This window comes from Brucella sp. MAB-22 (assembly GCF_025908475.1).
GTDB classification, from domain to species: Bacteria; Pseudomonadota; Alphaproteobacteria; order Rhizobiales; family Rhizobiaceae; genus Brucella; species Brucella anthropi.
The window spans coordinates 2,435,861-2,447,098 of record NZ_CP109782.1 but is presented as its reverse complement, the minus strand read 5'-3'; the positions used below and the strand labels follow the sequence as shown (position 1 = coordinate 2,447,098).

Below are 11,238 nucleotides of genomic sequence, written 5' to 3'. Positions count from 1 at the left end.
GTTCTGTCAGTTTTGTCAGTTCGTCTCTTGGGTATTTGGTGAATTTTTCTCGGGTGAGTTTTGTCAGGCGGTCTCTGCGCGGGGAGGAGTTTTTGCGCGATGAAGACGGTGGCGACTTCACCAAATAGCCGAAAACAACGACTGCATATCCGGGTAGCCATTCATTTTTCCGCCTTCAAGGCCGGATGTAAGTTATAACATCAACGCAGTTCAGGTCGAACCACGCCCGAAACAAGGTTTACTATGTCGCCCGCCGCTTCCTGCTCGTTGGCGTCAATGACTTTATCGATACCGTTTTCGTCCGCCGATGCAGCTTCCATATTCTGAACGTTGGTAATCTGCTCTTTCAGAATGTTCCACTCTTTCAAATAATCTTCGTAGTGGCTCGGAAGCGGCTCTGCGTTATGACTAAACTGGATTTTGAGTACCGGTTTCTCGATTTGGTGAAAGTCCAGAAAATCCTCTATATACTGCATTAATTCATCGTTATTGAAAACTGACGCCGCCTTTAAAAGCTTTCTTTGCTGCGCAACGAGGTTTTTCCTCTTTTCGTCGCGCGTCGTATCAATGATTATGATCGGATAGGGTTCGCCGTTTGCTACCCCCTTAAAACTTTGCATTTCTTCAAAATGTAAATTTGTTTGAAATCTCGTAGTGTCCTCATTTCGATGAGCCTTACACAATAAGTACGCTAACCCCGGAGAAAGTGTTAGCGCATTGACTGTCGAATTCCGGGCAATTCTAAACCCGCCATCAATACCCTTCCCTAGGAAGTCAAACTGCCTTGGGTCTCCGTCAACAGCACACTCGCTTGTTTCTGATGGTATTTCGTCTGCCCCATTAATCGGGTCCATTTCCCCATCTATGCTTAAGCGAATGCTGCAATTGGGGGACGGGAATGCTGCAACCCATGCATTCCCTTTGGTGTTGAGCTTAAATTCTGACGTCTGTTGTAATTTTTGGCCGAATTGCTTGAGTGCTTCAACAAAAGCGGTAACGCAAGCACCAACATGGCAAAGACTATGAATGCGATTTACGAATAATATTTCGTCACCGATCGTTTTCCATAGTTTAGGGGTGCATGCTTTTTCCTCAGCAGCTAACTGAGGAATACTTGCACAAACATCCTTATAAATCGATATGAATGTCTTCGGAAAATCACCGTAGAATTTCTGAAATTCTTTAAGCCAAGCCGTGGACTTGCTTTTGGATTTAAAATCCGTCGATCCAGTTAAATCAACCGAAAGAAACAGTCTTATCCGATAGGCGGGAGCATCGATTTCAAGCATTTACACCAACAAAAGAAAATCAAAGACCTATAGATTTAGCTCGAATTTCGACCGCTTTTGGAGAAACGCCGAACACTCTTTGAGCTTCGTTGGGGCCATCTTTTTGATAAATCTCCGAGAAAGCTTTAGCGGGCATCAAAAAAGCAGCCGCAAACCAATTAGCTTCCCATTCGGCACGCTTTTGCTCTTGATTACTCTCGTCAACCCAGCGAGTAGCGCGCATGACCGCATCAGGTTTTAATTTTTGCACTACGTCTAAATGTAGAAGTAGATGGCCCAATTCATGCGCGATAGTAAATCTATCACGCACAAGCGATGTAAATTGCGAGATGTAAATCGTGAAATCGCTCATGCTGCGAGCAACTATTGAGCCACTCTCAACATCGTCGTCGCCATTCGTTCCAACAACGATTTTGCCGCCAAACCGGCTAACAACAGCTTCCATACTGCCACCCGGGCGAAAACCCAGCGTCTCTGCAATTGCCTCAGCAATACGCTCCACTGTTGGTTTGGAAAGGCCGCTTGGTTTCGGACTGACATAATCCGCTGACATGTTTGCCCTCATTATTATAGGTATAGCCCCATTAATCGGCAGTCCGCGAAGTGATGATTCGCGAATAGCATCATAATTACACTTGTCAATATAGTTTCTATATCAGTCCATATCAATCGCATTGGATATGCATGTTATCCACATGCTTATTTCGCCCGTGTTTGGAGTGGAATTCTATAAAAATAGATAGCCGTAATGATCGAGCGATGGGGAAGACACGTAATATCGCTAGTTGGTCCAGTTTTGACTGACACGCTCATAGGTCCTCCGTGTAGCGATTGTAGCCGGTGTAGCAGTAGCAGGAGGAAATTTTCAGAAATTCGCTGATGGTCTTCTCGTACCAATACGCGCAAGCGCGCGAGGCTTCACCGATTAATCCCCGGTCAATACGCAGAGCCAGCCGATTAATTGGACATCAATGCACCGACTGAAACCGATATAAGTGCGGTCACAACGCAAGCGACGGTCCTATTTAAGTAATGTCACTTTGGGGGTAGGAACGACCAGAACGCCCGATTTATCGGAAGTCAACTCGCGCGAGGAAGCCGTAAGCAGTACGACAGAATTTTCGGAAGCCGTAAAAACGTTGTGCGATCAGTACGCACGCATCAGCCGCCACTCAACCGAGTGAAAAAGTAGGGGTCACGGTAAGGGCTGAAGAATTATTTTTCTCACTAAGTATTTGAAAAATATATGTTTTATTGAATTAAATGGTGCGGGTGGTCGGAATCGAACCGACACTCCTTTCGGAACCGGATTTTGAGTCCGGCGCGTCTACCAGTTCCACCACACCCGCACATTTCTGCCGAAGCAGTTCGATATGGTCCAAAGGGACAGCGGGTTGGGATATACCGGCTAAACGAAACGAGGTCAATTGCTCAAAAGTGCAGCTTTCACCCCTCTTCAGACAGACGGCTGAAAGGGTAAGAAGTAATGACGTGTGATTCAATCAACCGCTCATCGTCATGGCAGCGTTCCAGTCAACAAGCCCGTTCCTGATCGTGTCAGGCGCAGCAGGCTTTATGTGGTTGCGCGGCTTTGAGATAAGCCGCCGTCATCTATCTGCGCAAGTTCGCTTCAACCAGATTCCAGAAGACCAGCAAGGCTATGAAGCCCAGCAGGACGTAATCCAGCGTGCTGACATAGTGAAAATATTCCATGGCGCATCTCCTTCCCCGGGAGGGCGCGATAGCGTTTGAGCCAGACGGAAGCTTTTATAATTATCCGGGCTTCGGACACTTGTTCAAAGTGCCGGATTGCACCGGTGCGGACCTCCTCTTCCGCCTGTCCATGCGCTCTCCCAAGGCAAAGTGTATCACGCTTTGTCGGATGGCTCAAATTATTGGTTTGGCTAATATAATCAGCCATCTGCGCGCGATGCCAAATGTCCTAGTTCGACGTTGCGACATTGGCTTTCCGGCAGTTGGCAAAGCGGTCGAGCGCCTGATCATAGGCTGATGTTTTCACGCCCATCATGCCGATGACAGTGTGGAACAGATTGTCGTGCGAAGAAGGGGCGGCAGCATCCTGTTTGACGCAAGCCGTGTCGAGCCTGGTGGCGTTCGCATAGCCCGGCGAGAACCACGCGACGAATGGGATGTGTGTCTGGACGTCAGGCGCGATGAAATAGGGTGCCGCATGTAGATAAAGGCCATCTTCACCCAGCGATTCGCCATGGTCGGACATATAGATCATGGCTGGAGCAAAACGATCTTCGCTTGCTTTCAGGACGTTGATGATCTCCGATAATATGTGGTCGGTATAGAGGATCGAGTTGTCATAGGCATTGACGATCTGGTCGTTGGTGCAATCGGAAAATTCGCTCGTGCGGCACTCTGGTTTGAACTTGGCGAATTCCGGCGGATAACGCCGATAATAGGATGGTCCGTGACTGCCGGTCATATGCAGGACAATCGTGGCATTGTCATTAACGTCCTTCAGGTGGTCACGGAGCTGGTCGACCAGAATTTGGTCAAGACATTCGCCGCCTTCGCAATATTGCGCATTGTTTGAATTCTGCAGGTCGACCGTCGGTATGCGGTCCGAAACGCCCTTGCTGCCGGTATTATTCTCGTACCACGCAACCTGCACGCCGGCATGATTGAGGAGGTCCATCAGATTTTCCGAGCTATGGAACTTGGAGCTCGAATATTCCTCGCGCGGAAAGGGCGAGAACATACATGGCACGGAAACGGAGGTGTCCGTGCCGCAGCTTGTTGTGTTCGTGAAGGTGACGATATCCTGCTGCTTCAGTTCGGGATTGGTTTCACGCGGGTAGCCGTAAAGGCTAAAATTTTTGGCGCGCGCTGTTTCACCGACGACCACAATCGTCAATAGCTTCTTGCCGGATGCTATCGGCGGCAACGCCTGTTTTGCATCGAGGCCGAGCGGCTGCATGACGATCTGCCTGTCATTCAGGTCACGCACGATATATTGCACGGTGCTCTTGAGCGGTGTGCCGGGCATCAGCCGTTCCATGATGTCGGAGCGGTGTTCGCGGTACATCGAGGAGAAGCTGCCGTAATCGGAGCCGATAAGCGCGATTGCGATGGCCAAGCAGACGATGATCGAGACAGTATTGACCAGAAGCTTCTGCAGCAAAGGCCGGTGCTTCACACGGACCCAGATGATGAAAAGCGTGGGAACGACAGCATAAAGCAGCATATGCAGCAGAAAGCCCGTCGTTATCAGATGGCCCGACTCTGCCTTTGTCGTTGTGAGCGTTGCCTCGACCACATTGCGATCGATGATCGTGCCGAAAGTATCCGTAAAATAGGCCCCACCTGCGGCCACCCATATTGCGAAAATGAGAACAGGCTTGATGACATATTTTGCCGAGAAGGCCATCAGCACGGCGATATGGATGAGAAGGATGGCCGCTGCCCCAACAACCAGCTTTTGCGGATGGTCGGAAAAGTAGGCGATCAGCCGCTGCCAGAAGGAGCTATTGGTGAAAGCGAGGAGATAAAATGCGGTCAGGACGCAAAGCGTGCCGCTGGCGATAGTCGGGCGTGGAAATCGCATTCCTGAACCTTCAAAATTCCGAAGTGGCTGTTGAGGATGGAGCTTCGCAGGGCTTCCGCAAAACTGCAATCGCAACATTCTTGCCGGATAATCCAGCATCGGAGATTCAGGACAGCGATTTCTGGGCTTTTTTAAGGTCGCTTAAACTTGCCCCTACTTCCTCTCGGTGAAGCTGCGGATGCGATTGCGCACGATGCGGGCCAGATTGCGAGTTCGCTGATAAAGATGAATCTGCGAGGCAGCCTGACGGACGAGCTTATCCGTGGACGGGTTGAGGCCAATCACCAGCGTTTCGATTGTCTCACGCTTGTCGAACAGCCGCATCATGACCGGATGATCGGGGACGGCGCAGGAATCGGTGCGGTTGATGTTGGGATCGTTCAGATGGTTCTTCACGACTTCGATCATGAGAAGTACGCCGGGCGACCAGGCGTTCAGGCTTTCGTCATAAGCTGTTTTCCAGGTCCAGGCTTCTCCTGAAACCGTAAAGACGATCAAAATGGCGATAACCCGTCCGTCGAGCTCAAGCGTGTGCACGCGCACGCAGTCGCGTTCAGCAAGATTGTTGACTGCCTCGCGGGCGAAAGCCGCGCGAAACCGGTCGACTGCCATGGCGGTGCCGCGTTTGCCTTTCCAGCCACTCGCTTCCAGCGTCAGGAAATGTTCGAACGCGTGACGTACATCGTCGGGCGTGCGGGCGACGCGATAGGCAAGCTCGCCCTTTTCGGCCAGCCTGCGCCACAGGCGATTGTAATCCCGGCGATGGTGTGCACCGATTGCTTGCTTGATATAGGCGTCGCCGTCCAGATCGCTCTCAAGAAAGGGACGCTCCTTCTGCTCTATGGCGACCAAAGGCAATTGACGGCCCACCGCCACAGAACGGATCAGTTTTGCCGCCGGGCCGTTAGCCCGCATTTCCGGCAGCACAAGCACATCAGGCAATTTGAGATGCCTGCGTGCGAGAATGTCGAACAGGTCTTCCAGCACGCCGACAGGGTCATCGTGATCGATCAGTGGCGTGCCCTGCGGTCCGAATGGCGTCGACCATGCACGGATCACAGGCGTCGATAGCGGCAAGCCAGGGCGTTCGATCGTATAAGGCATGACGAAGCGCAGGCGGCTGCGGATTTCGTTTTCGTCGCGCATGACCATGAAGCGAACTTCGCGATCCTCTAGGCGCGGCATGGCTGGCGCCAGAAACCGTGCATTGAAGAACACATTCGGTTCGACGGTCCGGTTGCTCAAGTGATCGAGCTCGTCGCGCAGTTCGAAGCCTGCTGCGGCGCCGTAGATTGCGAGTTTGCGCGGTATATCGCGGCTGTGAAGGCTTTCCTCCAGCTTTTTGACAGCTTCGTGCGCCATACCGCTCTCGGAGAGTTCCGAAACGATGTGAGCTGCATTTCCGCCTGCCGATTCTTCAAGCAAAGGTTTCGCGGCCATTACAAAGTCCCCTCCGAGGTCTTGGTACGGTCTCGTGGAATGAGAATGAACATAGTTATGTGCAAGGTGCGTGATACGGCTGCCGAAAGAAGTGCCGCTTCCATCAGCATGGCAATAGCTGTCGAAATGGCGGCGCCTGTCAGGCCGAAGCGTGGTATCAGAACGAGATTGAGAATAACGTTGACAGCAAGTGTCACGGCATAAAGGAGCGCGCAGATATTCTGCTTTCCCGACATGTTGAGGAGGCTTTCTGCGGGGCCGACGCTGGCACGTGCGATCACCCCGATGATCAGGATGAACAGAAGCGGATAGCCCGCTGTGAAGGCCGGACCGAAAAGCCGCAGAAGCGGATAGCCCGCCAGCAGAATGACGGCGCCCAGAAACAGCGTCGGCCAGAACGTCCAGCGGACGGAGGCCTCGGCAAAACTTGCAAATTCGGCGCGATCACCGCTGTGCAGCAGGTCCGAGTAGCGCTGCGCGACACTGGCTTTCACGGCGAAATAGACGAAATGCGCGAGCGCCATGATCTTCGTTGCCGCAAAATAGATCGCGACATGCTCGGGGTCTAGCGCGTGGCCAACCATCAGAACATCGACATTGATGAGTAGGAAGAAAAAGCCTTCCACGAGGAAAATCGGCAGGGCAACTTTCATCCATTCGCCAAGACGCTGGTCACGCGTTGCGGCGGGAATATCTTTTTCCAGTGAGCGGTCGACGGTCAGAAATTGTCCGACGGTGGTCAGCCACGTTGCGGCAATCGATACTGCCAGCGCGATAGTTGCACTGGAAGGTAATCCCGCTTCATGTGCGATGATCATGAACAGGAGAACCAGAAGTGGGCGGACGATATAGCTTGGCGTCAGCGCCATCATCACCCAGGTGCGCGAGCGCGCAATGCCATCCAGCATATTGCCGAGCGTAATCATTGGCAGGCAGATGAAGCCGAGGATGAACGGCACGAGATAATAGCTTGTGACATGGTCTTTGAGCAGGAGCAGCAGGCCCGCACCCAGAAGCGCGATGAATGTCGCGGCTGCAAAAGCGAAGACGCGTCCGGTCCGGATGATCCCGCGCACGAGGCCGAACATTTGGCGCTGCATATATTCCGGTACGAAGCGGATAATCGTGGTGTGCAGTCCGAAACAGGCCAGATCGCCGATAATTATCATGGTCAGCCAGACGAGGACGAAGATGCCGTACTCGAATTCCCCCATCCAACGGGCGAGAATAACCTGAGACAGGAGAGCAATAGCAGCGCTCGCAACGCGCACGGAAAAGGCGACGAGGGAAGAGCGCTGCGCGCTTGCCTGCGGTCCGCTATCCGTAAGCACGGCATCCAGCCGCTCCGTCACGGGACGAAGCCTGGCTGCGATCCTGCCGGGTAGAAACCGGCTCGCTGTTTCAGCTGCCGAAAACCGCACTGTTTGCCAACCCTGTCTTTGCAAGCCTCTTGGGGCCTGCTTGTTTAGCACCGGATAACCCGGCTTTCACGCCTATGCTTTGTTGGTCATGAGGCGCATGAAAACCTTAGACAGGAGTTCTTTATAAAGAGAAAAAGAAAAAGTCTAATCTGCCGAAGGTCGCAAGACTTCAAGGAATGGTGAGTATTTCCTAAACGACATCTATATTTGAAGCATCTAAAATAAAGCAAGTGATACAACTGCTCGCGGTGCATATCGATGTCCATCGTGTGCTAGAAAACACAAACCCCGGCAAATGGCTTGCCGGGGTTTGTTCGATAGATGCGATGATGAGCTCGGCTCACATCACTCGAAAGCGCCGTGGCAGTGCTTGTACTTCTTGCCGGAGCCGCATGGGCAAGCCTCGTTGCGGCTGACCTTACCCCATGTGCGCGGGTCGGCCGGATCGCGTTCGGCAGCAGGCACATTGCGTTCGTCATGCTGATGGTCGGACCAGCTCGCTTCGTCGAAATCGTTTTCGCCGGTGGTGCTGTCGATATGACGACCGGTCATCGGTGGCAGTTCCGGTTCCGGCGGTGCTTCGCGAACGATCTCGACGCGCATCAGCTGCGAGATAACGACTTCGCGCAGGTTGGCAAGCATCGACTGGAACAGTTCGAACGCTTCGGTCTTGTATTCGTTCAGCGGATCGCGCTGGGCGTAACCGCGGAAACCGACGACCGAACGCAGATGGTCAAGATTGACCAGATGCTCACGCCAGAGATTGTCCAGCGACTGCATGATCACGGACTTTTCAACGTAAGTCATGATCTGCGGGCCGAAGCGTTCGGCCTTCTCGGCAGCAGCCTTGTCCGCGGCTTCCTTGATGCGGTTCTCGAACTCTTCTTCCGCGATGCCTTCTTCCTTGGCCCAATCCTCAACCGGCAGGTCGAGATTGAGCTTGGAGATGATGTCTTCCTTGAGGCCGGCAATATCCCACTTTTCCGCATAGGCGTCCTTGGGGATGCGCAGCGCGACCATGTCCTCGATGACCTCATGGCGCATTTCGCCAACAGTCTCGGTCAGGTCCTCTTCGTCCATCATTTCCAGACGCTGTTCGAAGATCACCTTGCGCTGATCGTTCATGACATCGTCGTATTTCAGAAGGTTCTTGCGGATTTCGAAGTTGCGGGCTTCGACCTTCTTCTGCGCCTTTTCAAGCGCCTTGTTGATCCACGGATGGACGATGGCTTCGTCTTCCTTGAGGCCGAGCTTCTGCAGCATGCTGTCCATGCGGTCGGAACCGAAGATGCGCATCAGATCGTCCTGCAACGACAGGAAGAACTTCGAGCGGCCCGGATCGCCCTGGCGGCCCGAACGACCGCGCAGCTGGTTGTCGATGCGACGGCTTTCGTGGCGCTCGGTGGCGAGAACGTAAAGCCCGCCTGCGGCCAGAGCCTTTTCCTTCAGCTGTGCAATGTCAGCCTTGATTTCCGCGATCTTGGCATCGCGCTCGGGACCTTCCGGTATATCGGAAAGTTCCTGACGAACGCGCATTTCCAGATTGCCGCCAAGCTGGATGTCGGTACCGCGACCAGCCATGTTGGTGGCGATGGTGACGGTTCCGGGCACACCTGCCTGTGCGATGATATAGGCTTCCTGCTCGTGGTAGCGAGCGTTCAGAACCTGGAATTCCTTGATACCTTCCTTGCGAAGGCGTTCGGCCAGCTGTTCTGATTTTTCGATCGAGGTCGTGCCGACGAGGATCGGCTGGCCCTTCTCGTGCGAGGCGCGGATATCGCGCACGATGGCGCGGTATTTTTCCTCGACGGAGCGATAGACTTCGTCGTCTTCATCGATGCGCTGGACCGGCAGATTGGTCGGAATCTCGAGCACTTCGAGGCCATAAATATTGCCGAATTCTTCCGCTTCCGTCGCAGCCGTACCGGTCATACCCGACAGCTTGTTGTACATGCGGAAGTAGTTCTGGAAGGTGATCGAAGCCAGCGTCTGGTTTTCCGGCTGGATGGTCACATGTTCCTTGGCTTCCAGCGCCTGGTGAAGGCCTTCCGAATAACGGCGGCCTGGCATCATGCGGCCGGTGAATTCGTCGATGATGACGATTTCGTCATTGCGGACGATATAGTCCTTGTCGCGCTGGAAGAGCTTGTGCGCGCGAAGCGCATTGTTCAGGTGGTGCACGACCGCGACATTCTCTATGTCGTAGAGGCTTTCCCCCTTGAGATGGCCTGCGGCTTCCAGGAGCTGCTCAACCTTCTCGGTGCCGACTTCGGTGAAGATTGCCGTCTTCTGTTTCTCGTCGATTTCAAAATCTTCCGGCTCAAGGGCTGGAATGAAGGTGTCGATGAGGTTGTAGAAGTCCGAACGGTCTTCCAGCGGGCCGGAAATGATGAGCGGCGTGCGCGCTTCGTCGATGAGGATCGAGTCCACTTCATCGACGATGGCGTAATTGTGCGGGCGCTGCACCATCTGGGCGCGCTCATATTTCATGTTGTCGCGCAGATAGTCGAAGCCCAGCTCGTTGTTGGTGCCATAGGTGATGTCGCAGGCATAGGCCGCGCGGCGCTCATCGTCGTCGAGGCCGTGCTTGATAACGCCGACGGTCAGGCCGAGGAAGTTATAGAGCTTGCCCATGGTTTCGGCGTCGCGGGTGGCGAGGTAGTCATTGACCGTCACCACGTGTACGCCCTTGCCCTCAAGCGCATTGAGGTAGACCGGCAGGGTCGCCATCAGCGTCTTGCCTTCACCGGTGCGCATTTCCGCGATGCCGCGTTCGTGCAGAACCATGCCGCCGATCAGCTGCACGTCGAACGGGCGCATACCGAGTACGCGCTTCGCAGCTTCACGTGCCGTAGCGAAAGCGTCGGGCAGAAGAGAGTCGAGCGTCTTGCCTCCAGCCAGCGCCGCACGAAATTCGGCGGTCTTGGCCTGCAATTGCTCATCGGTAAGATTTTCGTAATTCTTCTCGATAGCAGTAATTTGATTTGCCCGCTGGCGCAGGGTTTTAACGCGGCGGTCATTGGATGAACCGAATATCTTGCGGGCGAAACCGCCAAAGCTGACCATCACTGGTCCTTTCCTGTCCGTTCAGCCGGAAGCGCTTCCGGCAATGTCGAATGCTTTATTCACGCGTATTGAAACAATTGCAAGAAAACTGCGCTGCGAAAGCTGCCCGTTACGGCGCATTTCCGGCGCAATTCCCCCGCCCCTTACTGGACGTAAAGCCGAAGGACAGATAAGAGGGGCTTCGGGCGATGTCAACGTTGCTCCAGTGTGGTGGATTTGAAGTTCCTGTCATTTGCATGGCATCTGCGTTCAGGAATTCAAATCTGCAAACCGCACTCGATTCTATATATTGCTGTGTGGCTTTGAATCCGAAATTCGTTAGCAACACTGCTCTAAAGTGAAGCGAATTTCGGATTCGCCACACCATGGGCTGGAAAACCTTTCCTTTGTTGCAATATTGGGGAGATCCGGGCCAAATTCCGCCGCATTCATCGGGCCGGTAAGC

6 protein-coding genes and 1 tRNA gene are annotated in these 11,238 nt (G+C 53.5%); all 7 read right to left on the bottom strand.

From position 1 onward, the window contains the following. Positions 1 to 200: 200 nt before the first annotated feature. The 7 genes from OHI65_RS21305 to secA all read right to left on the bottom strand — a co-directional run bounded on the left by OHI65_RS21305 (position 201) and on the right by secA (position 10,793). Positions 201 to 1,289 carry a hypothetical protein gene (locus tag OHI65_RS21305; protein ID WP_264358790.1) on the bottom strand — a complete coding sequence of 363 codons (1,089 nt, stop codon included), beginning with the start codon at positions 1,287 to 1,289 and terminating at the stop codon, positions 201 to 203. Between the two features lie 19 nt (positions 1,290 to 1,308). Then, a complete protein-coding gene (locus OHI65_RS21300) occupies positions 1,309 to 1,842 on the bottom strand; it encodes an ImmA/IrrE family metallo-endopeptidase (RefSeq protein ID WP_264358789.1) in 534 nt (177 codons plus the stop codon). Positions 1,843 to 2,553: 711 nt separating this feature from the next. Then, positions 2,554 to 2,638, bottom strand: a tRNA-Leu gene (locus OHI65_RS21295). A 593-nt stretch (positions 2,639 to 3,231) separates the two neighbouring features. After that, positions 3,232 to 4,866, bottom strand: coding sequence for a phosphoethanolamine transferase (locus OHI65_RS21290; RefSeq protein ID WP_125301696.1), 1,635 nt, complete (start codon positions 4,864 to 4,866; stop codon positions 3,232 to 3,234). A 153-nt stretch (positions 4,867 to 5,019) separates the two neighbouring features. Next, positions 5,020 to 6,306: a type IV secretion system effector crotonyl transferase BspF gene (gene bspF, locus OHI65_RS21285; protein ID WP_010657510.1), complete on the bottom strand. Its 1,287-nt coding sequence runs from the start codon at positions 6,304 to 6,306 to the stop codon at positions 5,020 to 5,022. After that, positions 6,306 to 7,727 carry a lipopolysaccharide biosynthesis protein gene (locus OHI65_RS21280; protein ID WP_185758014.1) on the bottom strand — a complete coding sequence of 474 codons (1,422 nt, stop codon included), beginning with the start codon at positions 7,725 to 7,727 and terminating at the stop codon, positions 6,306 to 6,308. Before OHI65_RS21280 ends, bspF begins: the two co-directional genes overlap by 1 nt. Positions 7,728 to 8,072: 345 nt before the next feature. Beyond that, the gene (gene secA / locus OHI65_RS21275) at positions 8,073 to 10,793 is read right to left on the bottom strand and encodes a preprotein translocase subunit SecA (protein WP_012091195.1); all 2,721 of its coding nucleotides are present in this window, start codon (positions 10,791 to 10,793) and stop codon (positions 8,073 to 8,075) included. Between the last annotated feature and the right edge of the window lie 445 nt (positions 10,794 to 11,238).